21 protein-coding genes, 1 tRNA gene and 1 pseudogene are annotated in these 25,829 nt (G+C 59.0%); 12 read left to right on the top strand and 11 right to left on the bottom strand.

Going from position 1 to position 25,829, the window contains the following annotated elements:
* The first annotated feature begins 176 nt into the window (after window positions 1–176).
* Window positions 177–2,846 (top strand): DNA topoisomerase III, encoded by a 2,670-nt coding sequence (locus P3T42_RS29295; protein WP_429308010.1) that lies wholly within the window; start codon window positions 177–179, stop codon window positions 2,844–2,846.
* Between the two features lie 269 nt (window positions 2,847–3,115).
* Here the strand turns inward: P3T42_RS29295 and P3T42_RS29300 are convergent, their stop codons facing one another.
* Together P3T42_RS29300 and P3T42_RS29305 are read right to left on the bottom strand one after the other, a co-directional pair.
* Window positions 3,116–4,213, bottom strand: coding sequence for a LysR family transcriptional regulator (locus tag P3T42_RS29300; RefSeq protein ID WP_429308011.1), 1,098 nt, complete (start codon window positions 4,211–4,213; stop codon window positions 3,116–3,118).
* A gap of 339 nt (window positions 4,214–4,552) precedes the next feature.
* Entirely contained in the window at window positions 4,553–6,409 is a 1,857-nt protein-coding gene (locus P3T42_RS29305; protein WP_429308012.1) for a phosphoenolpyruvate carboxykinase (GTP), read from the bottom strand.
* A gap of 379 nt (window positions 6,410–6,788) precedes the next feature.
* On the opposite strand from P3T42_RS29305, the gene P3T42_RS29310 reads away from it, so the two are divergent.
* Window positions 6,789–7,802 carry a D-2-hydroxyacid dehydrogenase family protein gene (locus P3T42_RS29310; protein WP_074301122.1) on the top strand — a complete coding sequence of 338 codons (1,014 nt, stop codon included), beginning with the start codon at window positions 6,789–6,791 and terminating at the stop codon, window positions 7,800–7,802.
* 130 nt (window positions 7,803–7,932) lie between these two features.
* Here P3T42_RS29310 and P3T42_RS29315 read toward each other — a convergent pair whose 3' ends face one another.
* Window positions 7,933–8,799, bottom strand: coding sequence for a patatin-like phospholipase family protein (locus P3T42_RS29315; protein WP_074301123.1), 867 nt, complete (start codon window positions 8,797–8,799; stop codon window positions 7,933–7,935).
* A 33-nt stretch (window positions 8,800–8,832) separates the two neighbouring features.
* Window positions 8,833–9,237 (bottom strand): PaaI family thioesterase, encoded by a 405-nt coding sequence (locus P3T42_RS29320; protein WP_074263033.1) that lies wholly within the window; start codon window positions 9,235–9,237, stop codon window positions 8,833–8,835.
* A 202-nt stretch (window positions 9,238–9,439) separates the two neighbouring features.
* On the opposite strand from P3T42_RS29320, the gene P3T42_RS29325 reads away from it, so the two are divergent.
* Both P3T42_RS29325 and P3T42_RS29330 read left to right on the top strand, forming a co-directional pair.
* Window positions 9,440–9,515 (top strand) — tRNA-Lys (locus P3T42_RS29325).
* A 248-nt stretch (window positions 9,516–9,763) separates the two neighbouring features.
* Window positions 9,764–11,443 carry an anti-phage dCTP deaminase gene (locus P3T42_RS29330; RefSeq protein WP_429308013.1) on the top strand — a complete coding sequence of 560 codons (1,680 nt, stop codon included), beginning with the start codon at window positions 9,764–9,766 and terminating at the stop codon, window positions 11,441–11,443.
* Window positions 11,444–11,667: 224 nt separating this feature from the next.
* Here the strand turns inward: P3T42_RS29330 and P3T42_RS29335 are convergent, their stop codons facing one another.
* From P3T42_RS29335 to P3T42_RS29345, 3 genes are all read right to left on the bottom strand, one after another.
* Window positions 11,668–12,078, bottom strand: coding sequence for a hypothetical protein (locus P3T42_RS29335; RefSeq protein ID WP_429308014.1), 411 nt, complete (start codon window positions 12,076–12,078; stop codon window positions 11,668–11,670).
* Window positions 12,075–12,740, bottom strand: a complete 666-nt coding sequence (locus tag P3T42_RS29340) for a DUF433 domain-containing protein (RefSeq protein ID WP_429308015.1) — start codon at window positions 12,738–12,740, stop codon at window positions 12,075–12,077. Before P3T42_RS29340 ends, P3T42_RS29335 begins: the two co-directional genes overlap by 4 nt.
* 220 nt (window positions 12,741–12,960) lie before the next feature.
* Window positions 12,961–13,902: a PDZ domain-containing protein gene (locus tag P3T42_RS29345; protein ID WP_429308016.1), complete on the bottom strand. Its 942-nt coding sequence runs from the start codon at window positions 13,900–13,902 to the stop codon at window positions 12,961–12,963.
* Window positions 13,903–13,914: 12 nt separating this feature from the next.
* On the opposite strand from P3T42_RS29345, the gene P3T42_RS29350 reads away from it, so the two are divergent.
* On the top strand, window positions 13,915–14,412 hold the full coding sequence (locus P3T42_RS29350; protein WP_429308017.1) for a hypothetical protein: 498 nt from the start codon (window positions 13,915–13,917) through the stop codon (window positions 14,410–14,412).
* 214 nt (window positions 14,413–14,626) lie between these two features.
* Here the strand turns inward: P3T42_RS29350 and P3T42_RS29355 are convergent, their stop codons facing one another.
* Both P3T42_RS29355 and P3T42_RS29360 read right to left on the bottom strand, forming a co-directional pair.
* Entirely contained in the window at window positions 14,627–15,088 is a 462-nt protein-coding gene (locus tag P3T42_RS29355) for a hypothetical protein (protein ID WP_429308018.1), read from the bottom strand.
* Between the two features lie 179 nt (window positions 15,089–15,267).
* Window positions 15,268–15,699: pseudogene (locus P3T42_RS29360) on the bottom strand (phage portal protein); the annotation flags it as partial.
* A 71-nt stretch (window positions 15,700–15,770) separates the two neighbouring features.
* Here P3T42_RS29360 and P3T42_RS29365 point away from each other — a divergent pair.
* Window positions 15,771–16,130 carry a phage virion morphogenesis protein gene (locus tag P3T42_RS29365; RefSeq protein ID WP_429308019.1) on the top strand — a complete coding sequence of 120 codons (360 nt, stop codon included), beginning with the start codon at window positions 15,771–15,773 and terminating at the stop codon, window positions 16,128–16,130.
* A gap of 60 nt (window positions 16,131–16,190) precedes the next feature.
* Here the strand turns inward: P3T42_RS29365 and P3T42_RS29370 are convergent, their stop codons facing one another.
* Window positions 16,191–17,804, bottom strand: a complete 1,614-nt coding sequence (locus P3T42_RS29370) for a DUF4403 family protein (RefSeq protein ID WP_429308020.1) — start codon at window positions 17,802–17,804, stop codon at window positions 16,191–16,193.
* Window positions 17,805–18,522: 718 nt separating this feature from the next.
* On the opposite strand from P3T42_RS29370, the gene P3T42_RS29375 reads away from it, so the two are divergent.
* From P3T42_RS29375 to P3T42_RS29400, 6 genes are all read left to right on the top strand, one after another.
* A complete protein-coding gene (locus P3T42_RS29375; protein WP_429308021.1) occupies window positions 18,523–21,084 on the top strand; it encodes a type VI secretion system Vgr family protein in 2,562 nt (853 codons plus the stop codon).
* Window positions 21,085–21,107: 23 nt separating this feature from the next.
* Window positions 21,108–22,067, top strand: coding sequence for a VRR-NUC domain-containing protein (locus tag P3T42_RS29380; protein WP_429308022.1), 960 nt, complete (start codon window positions 21,108–21,110; stop codon window positions 22,065–22,067).
* Between the two features lie 13 nt (window positions 22,068–22,080).
* Window positions 22,081–23,106: a type VI immunity family protein gene (locus tag P3T42_RS29385; protein WP_429308023.1), complete on the top strand. Its 1,026-nt coding sequence runs from the start codon at window positions 22,081–22,083 to the stop codon at window positions 23,104–23,106.
* Between the two features lie 52 nt (window positions 23,107–23,158).
* The gene (locus tag P3T42_RS29390) at window positions 23,159–24,184 is read left to right on the top strand and encodes a type VI immunity family protein (protein ID WP_429308024.1); all 1,026 of its coding nucleotides are present in this window, start codon (window positions 23,159–23,161) and stop codon (window positions 24,182–24,184) included.
* A gap of 181 nt (window positions 24,185–24,365) precedes the next feature.
* Window positions 24,366–24,647 carry a hypothetical protein gene (locus P3T42_RS29395; protein WP_074301128.1) on the top strand — a complete coding sequence of 94 codons (282 nt, stop codon included), beginning with the start codon at window positions 24,366–24,368 and terminating at the stop codon, window positions 24,645–24,647.
* The gene (locus P3T42_RS29400) at window positions 24,644–25,090 is read left to right on the top strand and encodes a DUF2471 domain-containing protein (RefSeq protein ID WP_253190234.1); all 447 of its coding nucleotides are present in this window, start codon (window positions 24,644–24,646) and stop codon (window positions 25,088–25,090) included. The genes P3T42_RS29395 and P3T42_RS29400 overlap by 4 nt, the downstream gene beginning before the upstream one ends.
* Window positions 25,091–25,226: 136 nt before the next feature.
* On the opposite strand, the gene P3T42_RS29405 is transcribed toward P3T42_RS29400, so the two are convergent.
* Entirely contained in the window at window positions 25,227–25,712 is a 486-nt protein-coding gene (locus tag P3T42_RS29405; RefSeq protein ID WP_074301129.1) for a GNAT family N-acetyltransferase, read from the bottom strand.
* Window positions 25,713–25,829: the final 117 nt, after the last annotated feature.

The raw sequence follows: 25,829 nt of genomic DNA on the forward strand, positions 1-25,829 counted from the left end.
AGGGCGTCCGCCGCCGCTTGCTCAATATATAGACACGCATTTATGATGGCCCGCTTTTTATGGCACTTGACACGCCCGCACGGCGCCGTGTGCTATAAAGCGGTCGTTAATGGGTCGCAAACCTAGGGGTCGCAAACCCAGGGCCTAAACCCGGATCCACCAACTCAAATCCAGTCATGTCCAAAGCACTGATCATCGCCGAAAAGCCTTCCGTCGCGAACGACATCGCGCGGGCTTTGGGCGGTTTTACCAAGCATGACGAATACTACGAAAGTGACGATTACGTCCTTTCCTCGGCAGTCGGCCACTTGCTGGAAATCGCCGCGCCCGAAGAATACGAAGTCAAGCGTGGCAAATGGAGCTTCGCCAATCTGCCCGTCATCCCCCCGCATTTCGACCTCAATCCCATCGCAAAGAGCGAGTCGCGGCTGAAAGTGCTGACCAAGCTGCTCAAGCGCAAGGACGTCGAACGGCTGATCAACGCATGTGACGCGGGGCGCGAGGGCGAGCTGATTTTCCGCCTGATCGCGCAGCACGCGAAGGCCAAACAGCCGGTCCAGCGCCTATGGCTGCAGTCGATGACCCCCGCCGCCATCCGCGACGGCTTTGCCCGTCTGCGCAGCGACGAGGAAATGCAACCGCTCGCCGACGCAGCCCGCTGCCGGTCCGAAGCCGACTGGCTGGTCGGCATCAACGGTACGCGCGCCATGACGGCGTTCAACAGCAAGGGCGGCGGCTTCTTCCTGACCACGGTTGGCCGGGTGCAGACGCCGACGCTGTCGATCGTGGTCGAGCGCGAAGAGAAGATGCGCCGCTTCGTGCCGCGCGACTACTGGGAAGTGAAAGCGGAATTCGTCTGCGCCGCCGGCTTCTACGAAGGCCGCTGGTTCGACCCGAAATTCAAGCGCGACGAGTTCGACCCGGAAAAACGCGATTCGCGCCTGTGGGCGCTGCCCGCCGCCGAAACGATCGTCGCGGCTTGCCGCGGCCAGATCGGCACGGTGACGGAAGAATCGAAGCCGACCACGCAACTGTCGCCGGCACTGTTCGACCTGACCAGCTTGCAGCGCGAGGCCAACGGCCGCTTCGGCTTTTCCGCGAAGAACACGCTGGGTCTGGCCCAGGCGCTGTACGAACGGCACAAGGTGCTGACGTACCCGCGTACCGACGCCCGTGCGCTGCCTGAAGACTATATGGACACGGTCAAGCAGACGCTTGGCATGCTCAAGGAAAGCAACAACTACTTGCCGTTCGCCAAGCAGGTGCTCGACAAGGGCTGGGTGAAGCCGAACAAACGCATCTTCGACAACTCGAAGATCAGCGATCACTTCGCAATCATCCCCACGCTGCAGGCGCCGAAGAATCTGTCGGAGCCGGAACAGAAGCTCTACGACCTGGTCGTGAAGCGGTTCCTGTCGGTGTTCTTCCCCGCCGCCGAATACCGGGTGACCACGCGGATCACGGAAGTGGTCGGCCATCACTTCAAGACGGAAGGCAAGGTGCTGGTCGAGCCGGGCTGGCTGCAGGTCTACGGCCGCGAGATCAGCGGTGAAGACGCCAACCTCGTTCCGGTGCAGAAGGACGAGAAGGTCAAAACGGACAAGATCGCCGCCCAGCAACTCGTCACCAAGCCACCGGCGCGCTACAACGAAGCCACCTTGCTGTCGGCCATGGAAGGCGCGGGCAAGCTGGTCGAAGACGACGAGTTGCGCGAAGCCATGGCCGCGAAGGGTCTCGGCACGCCGGCGACACGCGCGGCGATCATCGAAGGTCTGCTCGGCGAAAAGTATCTGATCCGCGAAGGCCGTGATCTGATCCCAACCGCCAAGGCATTCCAGTTGATGACGCTGCTGCGCGGCCTCGGCGTCAAGGAACTGACCGCGCCCGAGCTGACCGGCGAATGGGAATACAAGCTCTCGCAGATGGAGCGCGGCAACCTGCCACGCGACGCGTTCATGCAGGAAATCGCCCGCATGACGCAGACCATCGTCAAGCGCGCGAAGGAATACGACTCGGATACCATTCCGGGCGATTACGCGACGCTCGAAACGCCGTGTCCGAATTGCGGCGGTCAGGTGAAGGAAAACTACCGCCGCTTCGCGTGCTCGAAGTGCGAGTTCTCCATCTCGAAGATTCCGGGTGGCCGTCAGTTCGAAATTCCGGAAGTCGAAGAACTGCTGCAGAACAAGACCATCGGACCGCTGTCCGGCTTCCGCAGCAAGATGGGCCGGCCGTTCTCGGCGATCCTGAAGCTGTCGCTCGACGACGAGATCAAGAACTACAAGCTCGAATTCGACTTCGGTCAGGATTCCGGCGGCGAAGACGGCGAAGTGCCGGACTTCTCCGAACAGCAAACGGTGGGCGCGTGCCCGAAGTGCCAGGCGCGTGTGTACGAACACGGTATGAGCTACGTCTGCGAGAACTCGGTTGCCAATCCGAAGACCTGCGACTTCCGCTCAGGCAAGGTGATCCTCCAGCAGGAAATCACGCGCGAGCAGATGGGCAAGCTGCTGGAAGAAGGACGCACCGATCTGCTGACGAACTTCAAGTCGTCGCGCACCGGCCGCAACTTCAAGGCGTTCCTCGTCAAGCAGAGCGACGGCAAGATCGGCTTCGAGTTCGAGAAGAAAGAGCCGTCGGCGAAAACCGCAGCCAAAACGGCGGCGGCCAAAGCTGCGGCCAAAGCCGCACCGGAAGCGGACGATGAAGACGACGGAGACGGCGGCGTAGCGCAGAAGACCGTGCCGGCCAAGAAGGTTGCAGCGAAGAAGGCGCCAGCCGCGAAAAAGGCAGCCGCCAAGAAAGCGCCTGCAAAGAAAGCCGCGGTTCGCAAGACCGGCTCGTAACCCCACGCCGTGACGGGGCGGGGCGGGGCCGCTTGCTCGAGCGCCCTCTGCCCGCACGACCGTCACGGCAGAACAGAAAAGGCGTAGCCGCTTCAGTGGGCCGCGCCTTTTTTCTGCCGACTGGAACCGGGCTATCGGTCAAAGCCAAAAACGAGGCACGTTCACCGCATCGAAACAAAAGGCGCTGCCATTTTTAAAGTGGCAGCGCCTTTTTTACTAGCGGCTCGTCTGGCACGCGGTACAAACCACCGCGCCATTGAATCAAGGCATCAAAGCGGCGACAACGCAGCAGGCCGTGCCCGCGACGACGGCGCCTTTGCAGGCAGCTTCGGCGACAGCTCGCTATCCAGCAAGCGCGACAGCGGCTCCGCGCCATCGAACGCTTCGGGCGGCGCGATGTCCGATGAATCCAGACCGGACGCCAAACCAAGGCGCGGCTGGCCGTCCTTGATCCATTGCTCACCGAGGAGGCTGTTCGGGGTCTGGCTGAAATGCTCGACCAGATGATCGATGAACGTGCGCACCTTGGCCGGCAAGTGACGGCGGCTCGGGTACGCAATGTTGATTTCGACCTGCGGCAAACGGTACTCGCCAAGCAGACGCACCAGCCGGCCACGCGTCATATCGCGGCCAATCAGGTAGCTCGGCAGGATCGCAATGCCCATCCCGAGCAGCGAGAACTGACGCAGCATTTCGGTGTTGTTCGCGACGATCACGTTGGTGGGCCGCACCCGCACTTCGCCTTCCGGACCCGTGAAGACCCGCTCGTCGCCCCAGTATTCGGACGGCAAGGACAGACACGGATGCTCCAGCAGATGCTCAGGGCGCGTCGGCGTGCCGTGCTTCTCCAGATACGCGGGCGTCGCGCACACCGTCATGCAGCCCGTTGTCAGGCGCCGCGTGACGATGCTCGCACTGCGCATCTGCCGCGCGATGACAACGCCCACATCGAAACCTTCTTCGACCAGATCGACCTGGCGGTCAACCAGCGTCACGTCGGGAATGACTTTCGGATAGCGCTCGGCGTAGGTCTGCAACACCGGCGCAAGATTGTGTAGCCCGAACACCACCGGCGCGACAATACGCAGCGTGCCGACGGGTTCGTGATTGCGCGCCACCACCATCTGCTCGACGTCTTCCAGTTCGTCGAGAATCTGGCGGGCGCGTTCCAGATAAACCTGGCCTGACTCAGTCAGCGAAAGGCTGCGGGTTGTGCGATTGAGCAGGCGGGTACCGAGACGGCCTTCGAGATCGGCTACATGGCGGGTGGCCACTGCGTTGGAAATATCCATTGCGCTGGCCGCGCGGGCAAAACTGCCGAGATCCGCCACGCGGACGAAAACTCGCATCGATTGCAAATGATCCATAAGACAACTCCTGCCGTGTTACAGCTTCCTGACAAACCGGTTTGGCCAGTGAAGCGAACTGCGAATTCTCCTACGACTCCCCAAATCGTGCAGAAGTTGCTCAAGAATGGTTAATTTTCATAGATTTCGTATCACCGTACTTCCCAGTGTCGTGCCCGAGAGTCCATTGTTCCTGTTAGGGAAACAATATGGTGCGCTGCAGCTAGCACTGTGTTCATTGCCGGAACAGAGAGCGGTGTCGCAGTTGCGTCGAAAATGTGCACAACAGGCTCAGCGTATCGCAGAAAGCAAAAGACCGCCCGGAGGCGGTCTTGTTTAGCGGAGTGAGCACTCACATGATCAGGTAGCGAGTCGCCCTTCCAGGGCCGTTTTGGCCTCGCGCAGCGCCGGCGGCAGGTTTTGCTGCAGTGTGTCGAAGAGCTCCGCGTGCAAGGCGAGCTCTGCGCGCCAAGCCGCGTCGTCGACAGAGATCACCGTGTCGAACTGCGCACGGGTGAAATCGAGGCCGCTCCAGTCGATATCCTCGTAATGCGGCGAGACGCCGAACGCATGTTCTTCACCTTGGGCCGCGCCTTCGATGCGGCCCACCATCCAGCTCAGCACCCGCATGTTTTCGCCGAAGCCCGGCCAGACGAACTTGCCGTCCGCGCCTTTGCGGAACCAGTTCACGCAGAAGATCTTCGGCAGCTTCGCGTTCAGTTGTTCAAGCCGCTCGCCGGTTTTCAGCCAGTGCGCGAAGTAGTCGCTCATGTTGTAGCCGCAGAACGGCAGCATGGCGAACGGGTCGCGCCGCACCACGCCCTGCTGGCCGGCGGCCGCGGCGGTGGTCTCCGAGCCCATGGTCGCGGCCATATAAACCCCTTCGACCCAGTTGCGCGCTTCGGTGACGAGCGGCACGGTGGTCGAACGTCGGCCGCCGAAGATGAACGCGTCGATAGGTACGCCGGCCGGGTTCTCCCAATCCGCGTCGATCGACGGACATTGCGAGGCCGGCGCCGTGAAGCGCGCATTCGGATGAGCCGCCTTGCGGCCGGCTTCCTTCGCGATGGCCGGCGTCCAGTCCTTGCCTTGCCAGTCGGTCAGATGCGCCGGTGCTTCGTCGGTCATGCCTTCCCACCAGACATCGCCGTCGTCGGTCAGAGCGACGTTGGTGAAGATGACGTTTTCCTTGAGCGTCGCCATGGCGTTGAAGTTGGTCTTTTCGCTGGTGCCGGGCGCCACGCCGAAGTAGCCGGCCTCCGGGTTGATTGCGTAGAGGCGGCCGTCCTTGCCCGGTTTGATCCACGCGATGTCGTCGCCGATCGTCGAAATCTTCCAGCCGTTCAGGCCCTCCGGCGGAATCAGCATGGCGAAGTTGGTCTTGCCGCAGGCCGACGGAAACGCCGCCGCCACATGATGCTTGCGCCCTTCCGGCGAGGTGACGCCGAGGATCAGCATATGCTCGGCGAGCCAGCCTTCGGCGCGGCCCATCGTGGAAGCGATTCGCAGCGCGAAGCATTTCTTGCCGAGCAGGGCGTTGCCGCCGTAGCCCGAGCCATAGCTCCAGATCTCGCGCTGCTCGGGGAAATGGACGATGTATTTGGTGTCGTTGCACGGCCACGGCACGTCTTGCGCCCCCTCGGCGAGCGGTGCGCCCACCGAATGCACGCACGGCACAAAGTCGCCGTCGGCGCCGAGCACGTCGTACACCTTGCGGCCCATGCGCGTCATGATGCGCATGTTGGTCACCACATACGGGCTGTCGCTCAGTTCCACGCCGATATGCGCGATGGGCGAGCCGAGCGGACCCATCGAAAACGGCACGACGTACATCGTGCGGCCACGCATGGCGCCGTCGAACAGGCCGTCGAGCGTCGTGCGCATGTCCGCCGGCGCGATCCAGTTGTTAGTGGGGCCAGCGTCTTCGCGACGCTGCGAGCAGATAAACGTGCGGTCTTCGACGCGCGCCACATCCGACGGATCGGACCAGGCGAGATACGAGTTCGGACGTTTGGCCGGATTGAGCTTTCTTAGCGTGCCGGCCGCGACCATCTGGGCGCAAAGCCGGTCGTATTCTTCCTCCGAGCCGTCGCACCAGACGATCCGATCGGGCCTGGTCAACGCAGCGACGCGTTCGACCCAGTCGATCAGCTTGCGGTTTTTGACCCAGGCGGGAGCCTCAATGGCGGAAATTCCGGCAAAGGCGGGATGATTCATCGAGCTGTCTCCGTTTCGTTTGTGTAAGCAAAAAGAAAAACGGTACGAGCCCAGCGACGCTGCTGCGAGAGGCGGCAATCCAGTCGCGCCAGCCTGGGCTGGCGCACGATTGTGCAGGTCGTGATGGGCCATACAGCCTGTTGCCTGGCACCCTCCGCCAGCAGCCCTTGCAACCGTCTGTAAAGCGGCTTGCATCGAGCGGCAACAAACTGTTAAAAACGTTCTCAACTCATGCCGTTTGCGTGGTCATGCCGTCTGTGCGGCACTTTCTACGATAAGGCATCCATCCAAACCAGCGTGTGATCTACCTCACATGGTGGGACAGCAAGCTTAACACTCCGTTCCGCACCGTCATGGTGCGTCGCAAAACACCAATACTATGAAGATTGCCATCCTCGACGATTACCAGGACGCCGTCCGCAAGCTCGACTGTTTTCAGTTGCTCGCCGACCATGACGTCAAGGTGTTCAACAACACCGTGCGCGGCCTCGGTCAGTTGGCCAGCCGTCTGTCGGAGGTCGATGCGCTGGTGCTCATCCGCGAACGTACCCGTATCAACTCGCAACTTCTCGATAAACTCCCGCATCTGCGCATGATCAGCCAGACCGGCAAGGTATCGAGCCATATCGATCTGGCCGCCTGTACCGAGCGCGGCATCGCCGTGCTGGAAGGCAGCGGCTCGCCGATCGCGCCGGCCGAGCTGACCTGGGCACTCATCATGGCCGCGCAACGGCGCATCCCGCAATACGTAGCAAACCTTAAGCAAGGGGCCTGGCAGCAGTCGGGGCTGAAGACGTCGGCCCTGCCGCCGAACTTCGGCCTGGGCCAGGTGTTGCGTGGTCAGACCCTGGGTATCTGGGGCTACGGCAAGATCGGTCGTCTGGTGGCGGGGTACGGCAAGGCGTTTGGCATGGACGTGCTGGTGTGGGGACGCGGCACGACGCTCGAAGCGGCGCGCGCCGACGGCTATGGCGTGGCCGAGAGCCGTGAAGCGCTGTTCGAGCAGAGCGACGTGCTGTCCCTGCATCTGCGCCTGCACGACGACACGCGCGGCATCGTCAAGCAGGAAGACCTGCTGCGGATGAAGCCCACGGCGCTGCTCGTAAATACGAGCCGGGCTGAGCTGCTGGAAGAGAACGCGCTGGTGAATGCGCTGGCGCGCAACCGGCCTGGGATGGTGGCGATCGATGTCTTCGAAAGCGAACCGATCTTGCAGGGCTACAGCCTGCTGCGCATGGAAAACGTGATCTGCACGCCGCACATCGGCTATGTGGAGCGCGAGAGCTACGAGCTGTATTTCAGCGCGGCGTTCAAGAATATTCTGGCGTTCGACGGTGGGGATACGTCAAGCGTGGCGAATCCGGAAGCGCTGCAGGGTGGGCGTCGGCGGTAGCGGTTTTGGTGGGGCTGGGGCGGGGCTGAGGCTGGGGCAACGCACGCTCAGCTTTGATGCACGCAGATGAAGGTGACGGTCACGGTTGAGGCGCCGGGCGGGATGTGCCTTCGCCGTCGGTCGGTCGCAGTCAGTCGTGCACCGCCAGTTCGAGCAACTGGGGGATCCGCTGCAAGAACTGCTCACCGTCCGCGCGACCGAGGTTGTACGCGTGCTGCATCTGCGACGGGCTGGTGTAATCCCAGCTCGAAATGGGCACCTTGCGCGACGGCTGCACGTACAGGCGTTGCTGCGCGCCATGCGGCACGACGAACATCTGCGGCCGCGGATAAAGGCGCGTGACCATCACGAGGACGTTGCCGGGCGTTTCATCGAGCGCGCCGACCGGCACGTTGTCGACCATCCCGCCATCCAGCACCGGCCGGCCGTTGCGCCGCAAGACCGGCGTGAACGGCGGCGTCGAGGACGATTGCAGGATCAGGTCCGCGAGATCCTCGACCGTGGCGCAATCCTGCGCCCGCACGAATTCCGGATGGAAGCCGAGCGTCTGACCCAGCGTCGGATGCAGCGTCTTGCGCACGTACTTTTCGATGTTGTACGCGATCAGGCCCGCCGCGACAGCGCTGCGAGCGCCGAGCCAGCGCGGCAGATGCGATACGCCGATACGGATCTCGGGCGCCTGGGCGAGGCTCGCGAACTTGTCGCCGTAGATGTCGAGCAGTGCCTTGCGGTAGATGCGGTAGTGAGGAAACACCGATTCGCCGCGCAGCAGATTGCCCCAGTACGCGTTCTTGGTATTGTGGCGCAGCGCCTCTTCGTAATAGCGCATGACCCAGTCGGAATCGCGCGTGTAGAGCATGCACGCGGTGGCTGCGCCCGCCGAAATGCCGGTGATCACGCGCGGCCGGATTTTCAGTTCCGGCTGCACGATGTCCCAGAATCCCGCCTGCCACCAGCAGCGATTGCCGCCGCCCGCGAATACGACCTGATCGAACATTGTTCCTTTCCCTTGGAATGCGACTTGCCGCGCTTACGAGAGCAGCGCGTAAGTGGTGGTGGCGTGGACCGCCATCTTGCCGTCCTCATCGAACAGCTCCACTTCGCCGAACACCAGATTGCGGCCCATGCGCAGCACGCGGGCGGTGATCAGCACGTCGCCCTTGCGCACCGCGCGCATGAAGCTGATGTTTAGCGACACCGTGGTCATGGGCTTGAAGCCGTCGAGCGCCGCGGAAATGGCGACGATCATCGCCGTATCGGCCGCCGCCATGAAGACCTGGCCGCAGATCACGCCGCCCGAGTGACGCAGTTCACCGGAGAACGGCAGCCGCATGGTGGCGCTCTCCTCATCGACTTTCACGGGGGTCAGCGCAAGCGTGCGGACCCACGGGGCCAGCACGCGGTCGAGCAGTTCAGCTATCGCTTTGTCATCCATCGTCGGTCCCCGGTAAGCCACGTGAGGCGTCTCGCGGCATGGTGTGGCGACATGATACCGGCACGGTAGAAATTGCGCGGTTTTGGGGACTTCAGGGGGACGCGTGGAGGTCTGTCATCAGGGCGACACGAATTTTTTTAAGAAATCTGCGAACGGGGGCTTGGCAAGTTAAAAAAACTTCTGCATAATTCGCAGTCTGTTGGGGGCGTTAGCTCAGTTGGTAGAGCAGCGGACTCTTAATCCGTAGGTCGAGTGTTCGAGTCACTCACGCCCCACCAAGCTACACAAGGGTTTGCCGGCTTTCGCTGGCAAGCCCTTTTTGATTTTTCAGCCCCGTGTAACCGTCATGTAACCAGATTTCATCCATGTGGAGCGCCGCTATGCCGTCGGCTTCGGCCCGCTGGCGAACCCCAGGTCGGTATTCCGCAACAGTCGCATCAGCCCTGATTGCTCAGTTGAATTGGTTAGCGCAAACTTCCGGCCACCAGTGAAGCTATTTAAAAATAGAACAATCGAGGGGCCCTTCATGGCGGCAGCCAATTTGCAGAACGCGAAAGCGGACGCTGCGATACGAACCAATGTAGAGCGAGACATTGACTCTACCGGGGAGGCTACTGCGAGTTTAACGCCGGAACTGGTTATTGCCCTGTGCGGGCCGATCGGATCCCCGCTCCACACTGCTGCTGAACAAATTGCGCATGCGCTCAGCGATTTTGGCTATCGGACTGAAAAGGTCCGACTGAGCGAGTTTATCCGCCTTAACGCGGCGGACGGGGCGATTGATCTCACAAGCGAGTTCACTAGAATCGAGTCTTTGATTCGAGTCGGTGACGAGCTCCGCCGGACCCACAAGAACGACATTCTCGCCAAACTTGCAATCGCAAAAATTGGAGCCGATCGGCAGAAGGCCTTTGGTGAATTCAAAGACACCGCAAACGACGCGAACGCACCGGAAGAAACACAAATCCGACGTCATCGCATTTGCCACGTTATCGATTCGATCAAAAATAGTTCGGAGCTCGACCTCCTGCGGCTTGTGTACGGGGATGCGTTATTTGCTATCGGCGTCTTTTCACCACTCGAGGTTAGGCAGCGCAACCTTGAGCGCCCGGGTGCCCTGTTACCCGACGAAATCGAGCAGCTCATTGATATGGACTCTGGCGAAGAGTTTTCTCACGGGCAATCCGTTCGCGATACCTTTCCTCGCTGCGATTTCTTCCTGCGCGTCGATCATTCGGAGGTAGCGCCCTCCGAATCCAAGGCCGTTGCTCAACTAGTCGAAAAACTTCGCAGGTTTTTCAATCTGATTTTCAGGACTTCAATCGAGACACCGTCGCCCGAGGAAACCGCGATGTACTCAGCAGCCTCAGCCGCGAGAAACTCTGCGTGTATTTCACGCCAAGTGGGTGCGGCAGTCACAACGACATCCGGAGAATTGCTGGCGGTAGGTTGGAACGACGTACCGCGTAGCGGCGGCGGACTTTACGGAAAACCACCTCTCGATACGAAATTTCGTGGATTGCCGATCGCAAGCGCCGAGGAGCGCTGCTTTGCCCAGACCGGAGCGGCCTGCCACAATGATCGTGAAAAGAAAACCATCGCGGCGAAGATCGTCGAGTCACTCGTAGCGGCTGGCATGCTCCCCAAGGAGCATTTGCAAAAGGCAACTCAAACGATCCTCGACGACTCACGTGTAAAGGATCTCATCGAGTTTTCCCGCGCTGTCCACGCCGAGATGCACGCTATCTTAGGCGCCAGCAGAGTCGCCGGGGACCGCATCATCGGTGGGAAACTTTACGTAACGACCTACCCTTGCCATTCGTGCGCGAGACATGTTGTGGCGGCCGGCATTTCAGAGGTGCATTACATCGAGCCATATCGGAAAAGCCTGGCAACACGCCTGCACACAGACACCCTCACTGAATCGAGTGAAACCGGCGAAAAAGTTCGACTTCTTCAATTCGACGGAATCGCTCCGCGCCGGTTCATCGAGCTATTTGAGGGTGGGTCAAGGAAGAAGGACGGCGTGCTAAACTTGACGAAGCGTTTGGAAGCTGCGCCTTCGACGCGCGTCAGTCTGAGGGCGATTCCCCGACTTGAGGAAGTTGTTGTTGCGGAAATCACGAGCAAGCAACTGAGATTTCCAGAACTCATTCAACAGGAGAATGCGCATGCGCAAAACCCCAACTCGCAACCGTCAGCTTGAGTTGCCAGTACTCGTTACCTTAGCGGGTGGCCAAACCCCGCCAGCCGATTCCGGAAATAAGGCAGGTACGCCCCCCCCTTCGCCTGCCGCCAAAGCCCCGGCTCAGGCATCCGCTCAGGATCAGGCGATCTACCGCGCGATCAGCGACAATTACTTCCGAAATTTGGATTGAGGTGAGTCGCACGATCCATTGTCGGATCTGACCGAATCGACCGCGACTGCTTTTAAAGCTTGATCTGTTCGAACTGACCAGCGCCGAACCGCCACGGAACTCGGAACGCCGCTCCGCCTTTGATGCGCCGACTCTGGTCCATGATCGCTGGCCACCACTTGACTAGGTTTTGCGCCTTGTCCCAGTGCCGCCGCTCTGCCCACTGACGCTGGAGCACGAAAACGATTAAGCCTGACTCTCGAAGCGCCTTCCGTTCAAGGTCATTTTTGCGCAGACCATCTTGGGACAATATCACCCAGTGCCCCTCCGCAGCCAGAGCGGTGATCCAGTCGTGGTCCTTGGCGTTTGCGGCGAATTTGTCGCGCAGATGAATTACTGCTTCGACAGCTTCCTCGACCTTGCAAAGCTCACTTACGGCGTGAGCGAGATGAGGCGAGAGGTTGTTGTCGAAGAAGTACCTCATGCAACCAGCCGCTCGTAGCGGATGGCCGCGTCAACAGCAGAGATGGGGATGCCATACAGTGAGGCAGCCATCTTTTTGCTCTTCTCCACCCTGTATGTCTCGACAACTAGATCGGTTCTTACCCCGTACTCAGCCAACACGGGTTTTCCGAAAGCAATCTCCGGGTCGAGGACCACAACGTTACTTCGCTTCACAGGAAACCAACGCCTAGCCTGACCATCAGCCGTGAATTCGATGCCGGCGTAAAGCTCCGGCCGAACGATATGTTCGAACACAAGCTGTCGCCTCACAAGGTCTGTTAGTTCGATCTCGCCCTGTTCCTTCAAAGCTTCGTAGAAGACCGTTTTTCCGTCCGTGAGGAAGCGGTTTGCTGTGAAGGGGTACTCTGTCCCAAATATCGCCTTCGCGTTACCAATAGCGGTACGGATCACTCGCAGCGAAACGTTGTGATTCCGGAAAGCCTTCACGATACGTAGTTCCAGCAAATCCCTGAAGCCAATTACCTTTTCGTCGAGTTCGGCAAGCTGAGTGGTCCAAAGAGGCGCACTGGTGCCGTCCTTGAACGAATAGCCGAACAGCCACCGGCTCACTTCTCGCGCGTCAGCGCCAGTGAGCCTTTCCGCTTCCTGAAGCGTGTAGAGGCCAATTCCGGTCAGATCCATAGTCGCATTCTACCGTTTATCCCAGGACGACCTCCAGGACCAAAGAGCGTCCTGAGTTGAGGACGCGTCCGACCTAACTGGAACGCCTGACCTTCAAGACTACCCCGCGCGCTCCACGCGCCGAAGATGGTGCTGGGCTGCTCGACGTATGCCCGGAGCATCTGATTCAACGGTGACTGCGGCAGGCGGGTATCAGGATGTACGGCGTGCCGTCCGATTCTCATTTAGGAGCGTCGGCGAGTCTCACCTGTTTCGTGATCCGCTGTCCGTCCCGGAGAAGTTGAACATCGACGAGAGTACCCGCGTGTGCTCGGGCGGCACCTTTGAAATCGTCGATGCTCGCAATTGGGTCACCTCCTATCGCCATCAGATAGTCTCCCTTGAAGATGTCCGCTTTGAAGGCAGGGGAGCCGATGACCACTACTCGGACTAGAACACCCGAGTTCGTGCCAATTTGCCTATGCTGATCGGCCGATAGAGGGCTAACGTTCACGCCGATAATTGGCGGCTTAGCTTTGACCCAGTAACCGGCGTAGTAATCGGCCCTTCGAACCGTCATCGGGACATAGGTCGTGGAAGTGCCGAACGACGTTGTCGTCGCAGAGCCCATCACGTTGGTTGTACCGTAACCGGGATTGAACGCTGATCCATTGAACGACGAGTAAGACGTCGACGTGGTCGGCGTTGTCAAAGGAACCGATACCGTTTCCGATCCGGCCCCCCGCTCACTCAGTACAACGACATCCGCACCGATCGCTTTGGCTTGGGTCAATGCGCTAGATTCATCGCGCCGAGTTTGCCGCCCCTGAAAAGCGGACTCGCCCACTAGCGCATAGCCATTCTCGGCAAGATGTTCGCTTTCTCCCTTCACATCATTCGTATATATGGGTCGCGGCTCTGCCTTCGGTCGACTACCAACCTCTACATCGACCTGCTCTTTGGTCATCCCGTGATAAAAGTCCGCGAACCCATTCGCGCAGCCAGTAAGCAACGCAGAACAAGCTAGGCAAGCCGCCAACATTTTTTTCATTATCTCCCCCCGAATATTCGGCGCGAACTCTTCACGCTGTGTTTCGAGGAATCGTAGCACGCTGGGTGCAGCTTGCCCCCGCATCTTGCGGCCATACGAAATCGTCCGTAGCATTGCGCCAGAAAACAACATTGGGGGTTCAGCATGGAATCACTCTTGCACTGGATTGAAATTCACCCGGGCACCGCAACATGGGTTCAAGCGATAGGTTCAATGTTGGCAATTGCGATCGCAATTTGGGTCCCATATCGGCAAAGGAGAGGACAGATAATTGATGATCGGAAGCAGCAAACTCTGAAGACGCAATCCACCAGTCGACGATACGCTTCACTTTTGAATGACTCGATCCACTTGATACGCCAAACCAGGGAATCACTCCATGAACATGTACGTGAGCATCGAGCAACCACGGGAAACGTCATCGACCCGGCCTCTATCGATTCAATTTACGCGCGCGCTTTGGCCTTGGAGACAGAATCGCTCGATGAAGCCCAAGGCAGCGGTCTGAGTTTGTTGCGCACACAGCTTGGGCTCGTAAGTAACGGTCTGCGTCCTCAGCCTGGATGGAACGTCGTGTATGGCGAGCGTCATCTCGCAATCCTTGACGCGGCAGAACACGAGATTGCTGCAGTCGCCCGCTAGCGTATTCAAACCGAGGCTCATCGCCGCGGGATGCTGGATGTCTACGCGGCGTACCTGCCGCAGCATTGAAGGGGCCTTAAGCTGCAGTGTCGCCCGCTTTCCGGCATCTGCCAAAATGCCTACCAACGATCAGCGGGAGCGTCGCATCGTAGCAAAGCTCTCTCCGTCGCGATGTTGATGGTCTCGGCGAATTATCGGGAAGCGCGCGATTGCGTCACTGAAGGCGCGTCAGACAAGCTTCGAACTGGATCATTTCCGGGTCGAGCTTCTGAGCGATTGACGGCATCGCGTCTGCGTTCTTGACGTAATATTCGCCGTCCTTAAAGCCGATCTCGCGTTTGAACCATGCGTGGGCAAACAGGTTCGGAAGCGATGTCGACATATTTAGGTCCGGTTTGACGACGCAGTGCCAATCGTCATTCGAGTAGAAATGGCACTGCTCCACTGCGAACAGATCCGCACCGCCAATTGCCTCCACGTCTTTGAGAACCAAAGAGCCTGTACCGTTAGTTTGCGCGTGCAATGTCGCGCTCTGCGGCTTGGTCGCACAATTTGAGCAGTTGCTATCGCACATCCGATAGTTGAAAGCGAGCGGGTCGGCCGGCGCCTCGACCTCATGAACTCGATTGCACCCGGCGAGAACTAATGCTGCAAAAGCAATATGAAGAACGCGCATGCTGTATCTCAGAGACGAAAACTCCTTTATCGGCACGTTCCCGGTGAAACTTCACATCACAACTGCTTTTAGCAACCTCTCCCGCGTTGGTTCCGGCTTGCCTGACTGAGGACAGGATGTAACCCGCCGTGTCGAGCGAGCGCGTCACTCATTGCACGTCTTCTCTTCGTCTTCCTGACCGGCGGCACGCGATGCGCCGCGAGCAAGTCGTCGCGCGTGACGTTCTTGATATTGAAAAATTCGTCTTTCGCCGTGACCTCGGAAGCGGGAATGAGCTGGATACCGTCTTTCTTGCCGTTAGGCGCGTACATGAAAAGGTTTCGGAAATTGCCCGGCCCCTTGCTGTTTTTCAACGCCTCGCGCATCTTGTCGACATCGCTTTGACTCTGCGCCGCATCGGTCATGTAGAGGATGAAACCGGCGTGCGAACCATTCTCGTAATACTTGCGGCGAAAGAGCGTCGCGGACTCGTTTAACCAGGCAGAGTGCAGCGCACCGAGATATTCAGGCAAGCCGTACACCTCCTGGTTAATGTCCGGTTCCATCAAGTGATGCACCGACCCCGGCTCGAACTCGTGTTCGAGCTGCTGTAAGCCGTTGAGCTGCACGAAGCGTTGCAAGTCGATTCAACGGCGATCGCGTTCGCTGTAACGATGGATGCACACGCGGCGACGCTCGCGGTGTGCAACGTTCTCAACGCACACGCATCGCGCAGCAACGCAACCCGGACGGGAGCGCATACGAGAGGCGCAAGCCGCGCCCGAAACACCTGCGCGACAAGGCCGGCCGCGTCAAGCGTGACTCGATGTTCGCGAAGCTGCGGCAAACCCGCTATATGCGCGCCGAGACTGACGGCCTCGGCCTCGCGATCGGCTTCGCCGGTCGCATCGCACGCGTGGCGCGCATTCACCAATTCGGCGAAAGCGATCGCGTCGCACCGCACGGCCCCGAATACAAATACCCTGCCCGCGTGCTGCTCGGATTCTCCGACGTCGATCGTGAGATGATCCGCGATCTATTGCTTGCTCATTTGGTTAATTAGCCACGCGCTGCACGCGAGTTCCGTCGTCGCGCTCGAAATTCTCACTAGGGACAACAAGCGCTAGAAGCCGCTCAAACCGCTGATCGTCGCTACCGCAAGGCCGGTCGCCTTAGCTTCAATCTGAATGCCTGCGGGACTTGAGTACGCAGATAGCGGTTCCAGCACAAGGTCTGTTATTGAGAGCGTGACACCGTTTGACGTAATAGGGTTCGCGACGGCGGTCTGAACTGGGGCCAATATCGGGCCGATTGGCTGAACGATGGATTTCCTTATGCGATCGCCAAGCAAGCCCATCATGTCGGCGGCGAGTCCAACGCGAATTTTATCCAGCAAAATGCGAGATTCTTCGGCAAGTTCGATTCCCGCCACCGTGACCGCAGTCACATTACCAGACTGGTCGCGAATCAACACCGGGGTGCCCCAAAAGTATATATCTCCGTTCAACCCTCCTGAAACGCGAACGTCCAACAAGAACTGCCCGCTTGCATCCCGGGCAACCACATGGTCGACGGACAACAAGCGTCCTAGTGGACCCAGGCGAGTACCCAATCCCACGATTTGTTGCCCAACAATTTTTGAGATAGTCGAATAGTCGATCCCAGCTACCGCGATCATTTGGAACTTTTCGTCGGCAGTCGGAGGTCGACCCTGAACAAGCGTCTGAGGCTCCGAAGCTGGACATTGGTCCGTTGTAATCTCGATCGCCGGTGTACCCCCTAGTAGAAGCGCTACGTTAAGATCGTCGACTGCCGCAACAGTTTGCTTGTCTGATGTTGGCCAAGGCGGTTTTACCTGATCGCCACCCGAGATATTTCCCAATGAGACCTCGTTCAGATTCGGGTAAATACAAGCAAAAAGTGTGTCTTTGATCTTTATTCTAAATGGCCCCGATAACCGTTGAGCTAAACCTTGAACCGGCACGTCGATTTCGAAATCCCTAATTTTTGGGGTAACGAAAAGATACGCAGCAACTGAGAAGGCACTTTGGAGAAGACTACCGACCTTTAACCAACCTGCGCCGTTGACACCGCCGCAGTGCGTGTCGGAATTCGGTGCCAAAATGCCCTCCGAATAAGCATCGTCAAGTGTTATAGACCAGGTGTCCGTGGGAGCGGAGCTTTTAACCAGTTGAGGCTTTGCGCTCGCCAGCAAATCCATGTGGACTGGGTTCAGATTGCAGAAATATTTAATTCCAACAGATCCATGGAAAGGTACATACGCTAATACGTATCCGTTTGAATCCACATATAAGGCAGTTCCGGGGTCCGGATAGAAACCAAACTTGAGCATACTTTGGCCATCGTCCTCGGTTCTCGGAGGAATGATTGCCGCAAGTTTTTTATTCAACCCAGAAAGGTTTACATGTTGCGCGGTCACGATGAATTGACCTTGGAAATTATTTGCCGGAGGCTTGATAGGTGGCAAATCTACCGAGTAGCTTGGAATCGTTACGGGACACGCTGTAAGCAAAGTTACGGGCAAGCACAAAAACAGGACTCTCATGAGTTTCATTATTATTTCCCCTTGTCCGTTTGGTTCGATTGCTTGATCGCCCCTATTCGACAGGAAACTGAATGCTGTCCCTGCCACTACCACTCGATACCAGTACCTAATTGCAAGCTTGCCGAGCTTGGTGAACCATATTCGCAAAACGTTATCTTCATCTGCTTCCATCGGCTCACTGACTGCTACCTAATTTAGGAGAGTATCTCTGTAACGTCTAGAACTGTTTTGCATTCTCTATAGCGCGAATGGTGTGGTCGCGACGGTGGTCGGTAGGTCGAACTGAACAGATAGTGTGAAATGGACACCAAATATTTAGTAAGTGATTCAGTTAATTATCTTTGGTTATCGATATTCGTCCCCGTACCGGCCGGAGAATATTTTCCAATGGCTTCTCACGTGCCTCTCTAGCCGCGCTTGCGCCTGACGCGCGTGCAACTCTCGAACGAGCTGACGGACACCGGCGGGGGCGTGCAAGTCGTCGACATTAGAGGCACGACCACCGAAACCGGCGAACCGGTACCCACTGCGCCAGCCCGCGGCAATTGCTCGCTGGTTTCGGCAGCAAGGCTTCGATCTGCGCATCAAGCCCAATAGCATTCGCAATCGCTAAGTACTGCGATTGAGATGGAAAGCAATTTCCGCTTGACTCAACACGTTGTCAAATCTTGACAATTCGTATGACGAATACGGTGTAGCCTCCTGGAGGACATCGCGTCAGGTCTCGAAGATGAGCCCCAACTGGTGAGCGTCCTCGCCAGTTTGCGAGACATGCGTCTCCGATCCAATCTCACCATTTGCGATGACGTTTTCACGCGCGTGTCCACTCGCGTCGCTTTAGCGTTTGTGTCTTTCCGGCACGTCATACCTGCTGAGGAAAATGCATTTCATGAAATCGATGGTTGTGCCGTCTCAGGCTTACGAGGTCAAGCTCGCGCCGCATCCGGCGCCGTTCTCGGTCTTCAGGTTCGAAGGCGAGGAAGCGCTCAGCCGCCTGTACAGGTACGAGATCGAGTTCACGAGTCCTGTGGCCGAGATCCCGATGGATCAGGTACTGGGTCGGCCTGCGAAGTTCATCATCGATCCCATTGATCCGGATGCCGACTATCTGCGCAGGATGTTTGGTGAGAACGCGGAGAAGTTCAGCGACAAGCCGCCGGCGTGCACGATCCACGGCATCGTGACGGACTTCGACGAGTTGGAGACGTCGGTAGACGAGACACGCTACAGGCTGGTGATCAGGCCGCGTACCGCTGACCTCGACCGCGCGGTCACGAGCCGTCTGTTCCAGAAGCAGTCGGTGCAGGAGATCGTCACCGACACGTTGCGTCACTACGGCTTTCGCGAGGGCGTCGATTTCAGGTTCAACCTGCGGGCGAAGTACAGGCGCCACGAGTACATCACCCAGTACGACGAAACCACGTTCGCGTTCATCCAGCGTATCTGTGCCGATGAGGGTGTCTGGTTTCGGTTTGAACAGGCAAAGGACCGCGAGGTGATCGTCTTCGGTGACGACCTCGACGCGTACCTGCGCAATCAGCGTACCGTGCCGTTCCGGCGTGATGCCGGGCTGAACAGCGTCGGGACCGAGGCCGTCAAGTCGCTCAGGCGTCACATGCAGCGTGTGCCTGAAGCGGTGCAGGTGAACGATTACAACCATCGTCGGGCGGACGTGTCGCTGCTTGTCGAAGAGAACGCGGTGCGCGATGACAGGACCACGAACGCCGTGGATTGCCGCTGGGGTGAGCACTACGAGACGCCGGAAGAAGGCAGGCGCATTGCCCGGCTTCGGCATGAGGCGCATCTGGCGCAGCAGATCGCTTACACGGGTAGGGGCAACGTTTTTGCTATCGAAGCAGGCGAGGTACTTCGACTAGACCGCAATCCCAAGGATGCACCGCATGGTCTCTTTATCACCTCGGTCTCATCTAGCGGTGGGCGGCGTGAAACGTATTCGAACACCTTCACCGCGATTCCGTCGGACCGTGTCTGGCGCACGCCGGTTGATCCGTGGGCGCAGCCGGTCATCAGCGGCATCCTGCCGGCGCGTGTCACATCGCCCGGGGACTACACCCGCGCGTATCTGACACCGGAAGGCTGGTATGTGATCAAGCTGCCGTTCGACCTTGACGAATGGAGCCCGGGCGGCACCAGCCGACCCGTGCGCTTCGCGAAGCCGTACAGCGGTGACAACTACGGACACCACTTCCCGCTGATCGACGGGGCGGAAGTCGCGATCACCTTTACGCAGGGGAATCCGGACAGGCCCGTCATTATCGGCGCGATGCATGACAGCCTGCATCCGGATCTGGTGAACAACCTGAACCACACCCGGAACCTTATCCGCACCGCGGCGCAGAACGAGATGCGCATGGAGGACAAGGAAGGCAACGAGCATATCCACCTGACCACGCCATTCCAGACCAGTGAGCTGAACCTTGGGCATATGGTTGACGCCGACCGCAAGGAGCGGGGGCAGGGAGCGGAACTGCGCACGGATGGGCACGTCGCCGTGCGAGGTAAAAAGGGGGTACTGATCTCGGCGGATGCGCAGTCCTCGGCAAGCGGCAAACAGCTCGATATGCAGGCGGCCGTCCAGGAGTTGGAACAGGCGATGCAACAGATGCGCGCATTGGACGACGCAGCGAAAGCCGCACAGGCACTCGCAGCCGATGTGGCCGGGCAGCAGGCACTACTGGACGACACGCTCAAGGGACTGGCGCGCGCGGGCGTGCTGATGAGCGCTCCTGAAGGCATTGCCATGGTCTCGGGCCATCACCTGCAACTGACGTCGCAAAGGAGTCTGTTTTTTACAGCCGGTGGCAGCATGGACATCGGAGTACTAAAGAAATTGACGGTCGCGGCCGGTGAAGCGGTGTCGCTGTTCGCGCAGAAACTCGGAATGAAGCTCTTCGCGTCGAAGGGTAAGGTGGAGATTCAGGCGCAAGGCGATGAAATGGCGCTGGCGGCACTGAAGGACGTCACGATCACCAGCACTGAGGGCAGGCTGGTACTGAGTGCGAAAAACGAAGTCTGGATTGGCGCAGGTGGGTCGTATATCCAGATCAACGCCAATCACATCGAAAGCGGTACCCCTGGCGATATCTACGAGAAGTGCGCGTTCTGGGGCAAGCAGGGCGCGGCATCCATGCAGCCGACTTTTCCCATCATGCCTGACGGCAATCTCTACGAGCAGGACTTCAAGCTGGTCAACCACGCCGATGGCAGTCCACTTGCAGGTGCCGCGTATCAGATTACGACGGCGAGCGGCAGACGGTTTTCCGGGACGGCCTCAGAAGCCGGCGTGACCAAGCTGGTCGTCACTAGCCCGGCAGAACGACTTCAGGTGAAGGCTACCGGCACGGCGATTGACGATTACCACCTGCACTATTGCGACGGTCGTGGAAACCAGGTCTGCGATGGTGACAACACCATTAACCGCATCGACTGACACGTATTTCTTCAAGGACAGACATGGGATCTCGCCCTCCAAAACGTGCCGAAGAACCGCAGTATGGTGGTGACCAGACGCGGCCTGAGGCCACCACGCCGGTGGCGCCGCTCGCCAACCCGCTCGATAAGGGCTACCTCTGCGGCAAGTGCTGCCCTGCGCTCCTTGAGCCGATGACCAATCGCCGCGGCTATCCCATGTATCAGCGCACGGTGACCCGCTCGATATGGGATGACAACCGGCTCAAGAAGCAATACTGGCGATACAAGGGTGAGGTGGGTTACGACATGACCAAGGAACCGCCTGCCCCGATCATGTCAGCAAGCGAAGAAACTCGGCCGAGCACATTTCCGCTCTCGGCATTGCAGTCCATCAATCGGGCCGCCCAGGCGGCGGCTGAAGCCGCTGCCGATGCGGCCGGGGATCCGCTTACCCGGCAGGATCTGGAGGCGGCTGGCGGTAAGTCCCTGCGCATTCCTGACGTGATCGTCCTTAGGTGTCCGTCTGAATTACTAGGGGAACTCAAGGCCGGCACTGCCGATATCCGGCACTTCATCCCGGTGCAACAGAACATCGAGCGCATCGTCGAAGTCAAGTTTGACGGTGATTCTCTCGACGAGTTGCAAGCAAAGGCGTACGCGACCATAGCCGGCGAAGGCGAATTCAACCTGCTGCAACCTGAGCACCCGGACCCCGAACTGGGTTGCCGATGCCGCACGAGACGGCGGCAGCCTAAACAGGTTCCGGTTTCGGTTCCGTCACGTGCGCCCGCGCGTGCAACCGCAAGGCGTCTGGCCTTGGTACGACCGCAGCCCGTAACGTATCCGCAGGGGATGCGTCCGCTCGGTGAAACACTGAGTGCAACGCCGACCAGCCACGTGTCCGGCTGGCCTGTCGTGCTGGCCGGCGCACTGGTTGTTCTCGCGGTCGCGGCCGCTCCCGAAACCGGCGGCGCTTCGCTGGTGCTACTTGCTGCTCCCTGATCCAAGGTTCCCCATGACACCCAAAGAGCTTTCCGATTACGCCTATGACTGCGACTACATCGCCCCAGACAGCCCGGAGCCTGACTATCACTACGTTGTCAAACTGGTGCTGCGCGTCACATTGTCTTTCCGCGACGGGCATACGCCGGCGACCCGACAGGCGCTCAGGGCTTGCTTTGACGACTACTTCGCCGTTTTCGGCAAGGAACTGCAATGGGGCTGGGATCCGCAACCCGCCGGAGGCAAACCCACCCCGTGGTATTTCGATGAGCGCCTGGTCGAGCTCACTAACGAGGCTTTCACTGACGTCAAAGCGAACGATGGCATGGTCCTTGGCTTCATGAGCGGCCTGAATCCCGACTACGTAGGTGATTACGGGATCAAATGCCTAACAGTCCCAGACTGGGAGCAGGCCATCGGACGTGATGGCTCTTATCTCAGCTTCTGGGTCGCATGCGACACGGTTCAGAAGGGGCAATGGGATGGAGGGAAATTCCCGCTGCATGACTTTCTGCTCACTTGCTGCAACCGACTTAACGCAACGCACGGGTATGCAGGCTTCGCGCTCGCCCTGCCCCATGAATACGCCCGTTGGGAGCCTTATGAACTGGCGCTTGCGCAACGGTACTGCGCGCTGGAAATCGACAAGACAGTGACAACTGCCGTGATGACAGAGGGCTGGAAGGGCATCAAGGGGGTGAACTGGTACACAGTGCTCGGCGGACATTACGTGGAGAAGCTGGGCGGCAGTCAGGCGATCCGTTCGCACCTCACCGATCCGGCATTCCGGTTCTACGATTTCGCGGGTGGAGGGCTGCTGATCCGAGCAGGCGATGGCCCGGAAATGGGACCGGTTGCCCATGGCGCTCCGCCGCTGTACGTCGCCGTCAACCAGGTCGTCCGCGACGTCAGGACGACGGTAATCCGTTCGATGGGGTTTGGGTCAAACGCTGGCGAGCTGCGTTTTAACCGCCACCTGACCGACCTATGGCTGCGCCGATTCGATGCCCCCGGCATCTGGCCGCCGCATCAACCCTGACGACTATGCCGAGATGCGTTATGACTCGCCTCTCCCTGATCTAACGTTATCCATGACACTCACCGAGCTCTCCGATTACGCCTATGACTGCGGCTACGTCGCCCCAGACAGCCCGGAGCCTGACTATCGCTACGTTGTCAAACTGGTACTGCGCGCCACGCTATCGTTCCGCGACGGGCATACGCCGGCGATCCGACAGGCGCTCAGGGCATGCTTTGACGACTACTTCGCTGCTTTCGGCAAGGGACTGCAATGGGGCTGGGACCCACAGCCTACTGGAGGTAAGCCGACCCCGTGGTATTTCGATGAACGTCTGATCGAGGTCACACGTGATGCTTTCACCAACGTTAAAGCCGATGACGAATTGGAGCTCGGCTTTATGGGGAGCTTTAACCAGAACTACGTTGGCGACCATGCAATCGAGTGCTTAACGGTCCCAGACTGGCAACAGACCATGGGTGATGATGGTTCTTATCTCAGCTTCTGGGTCGCGTGCGACGCGGCTCAGAAGGGACAGTGGGATAGCGGCAAATTTGCCCTTCATGACTTTCTGCTCAAGTGCTGCAACCGGCTCAACGCGACGCATGGATACGCAGGTCTTGCGCTTGCGCTGCCCCATGAATTCGCCCGTTGGGAGCCTTACGAATTGAAGCTTGCGCAGCAGTACTACGGGCTGGAAATCGACGATCCAGTCTCTACTGGCCTAATGACGGAAGGCTGGAAAGGCATAAAGGGCGTGAACTGGTACACGGTGCTGGGTGGGCATTACGTCGAGAAGCTGGGCGGCAATCAGGCGATCCGTTCGCACCTCACCGATCCGGCATTCCGGTTCTACGATTTCGCGGGTGGAGGGCTGGTGATCCGAGCAGGCGATGGCCCGGAAATGGGACCGGTTGCCCATGGCGCTCCGCCGCTGTACGTCGCCGTCAACCAGGTCGTCCGCGACGTCAGGACGACGGTAATCCGTTCGATGGGCCTAGGCTCAAACGCTGGCGAGCTACGCTTTAACCGCCACCTGACCGACCTATGGCTACGCCGCTTCGACGCCCCCGGCATCTGGCCGCCGCATCAACCCTGAATCACACAAAAACTAGCTTCCGAGGAAGACGAGTCCCACCGTTCGTCTGCACGCCCTACCCGCGAACCGCTCGCCCGCATAACCTCCAAACAACCCCGCCACCACCCCAAATCTCCAATCCCCTTGCATCCCACCAAAATACTGTATAAATTTACAGGTGCATGCATATACAGGGTCCGCCATGAACCACCTCATACGCATCTTGAACGACGATGACAGCGAAACGCTTGCCTGGTTGTGCAAGCACGTTGGGGACGTACGCGTGGCGAGTGCCGCGCGGCATCTGGGAGGTCACGGCAAGCCGTATCTGTCCGCGGTGTGCCGCTATCTGGGGGTGCGGCCGCCGGCGCCCAATCAGCGCAGCCGTCCTGTAGAAGACTGCACGGTCGGTGATAGCTACCTCGCCCAGATCCGTCAGTTGCTCGCGCAGCGTGGCGAGACACCGTTAAAGCGTCACGTTTGACGCAATCCGTTGCCCAGCCTTTTGACGAAAACAACATCATGATCAACGCCACTGCACTCGAAACAGAATCCGGTAACGTCAATCAAGTCGCCCTGGAACGTGAACTGCGAGCCGCCTCCCTTGACCTCCAGCAGGTCATCGTCACGGTGGCGAAGCGTCATATCGGCAGTGGCCGGCGCGCCTATCCGAGCGGCTCGGGGTCGCCCACCTGGCGCACGCTGCAAACCATAGACGAGCAAGTGTTCGAGAATCCGGGCTTCCGGGCACGGAACAAAGAAACCATCCGAATGATGTTCGCCAGGTTTGACGACAGTCGCCTGTGCAGTGGCGATCTCGACGAGCCCGTCGACTGGCGGCGCGACGATGACGACCTGCCGGCGGTGTATCTGATCGTGCGAGAGTTAGTGCAGTCCGAGGCAACCAGCACGGCGATGTCTGACTAACGGAATCATGGTGCGCCGAAGTTCGGCGCATCAGAATAGATTTGTCCAGGTGGCGAGTGCCACCTGGACGCGTGTTCGCGCATCGCCATCAACCAGCGCAAACGCGCCCACGCCCCAAAAAACTAAGCAACCCGAATCAATCCACATCCGGCCCGTGCCCACCGGGCAGCACATGGTGCATTTCATAAAACCGAACACCTGCTCTGGACGGCAACGTGAACGGCGGCGTGAAGGAAACGAAGTCCAGCAGCTCATAAAATTTCCGGGCAGTCTCTCTCGCGGTACACCAGGCCAGTCTCCCGCCTTCCTTTTGAACGTGATCGAGACACAGCTTGACCAGTAAGCGGCCAAGTCCATATCCGCGCAACCCTTCCTCCACGGCAATGCCGCGCAAGCGCCATTCGGCGTCGCTAACCGAACCGCTTAGCGCTTCGCGACACACCGTCGCCACCGCAACGATTCGTTCATCCTGATAAACCGCGAGGTGTAGGGTCGACGCCTCATCGTCTCCGCGAAAGCGGCACGAATCGGATCGCCCCTCCAATAAGACGGCGCTGCGTAGCGGATAAACCCATTCAGCCGGAACGGAGCAAACCGAGAAAAGCGTGCGATGCTGGGACATGGTTCGAGAATATCCACGCTGCAAGGTGGAGCAGTTGAGTGACCGATAGCCATCTAGTGCATGGCGAAATTTTCACCTGCCGGCATCGAATGAAATAACCCGAGCGAACTTACCGGG

The organism is Paraburkholderia sp. GAS38 (assembly GCF_050434965.1).
Classification (GTDB): Bacteria; Pseudomonadota; Gammaproteobacteria; order Burkholderiales; family Burkholderiaceae; genus Paraburkholderia; species Paraburkholderia phenazinium_A.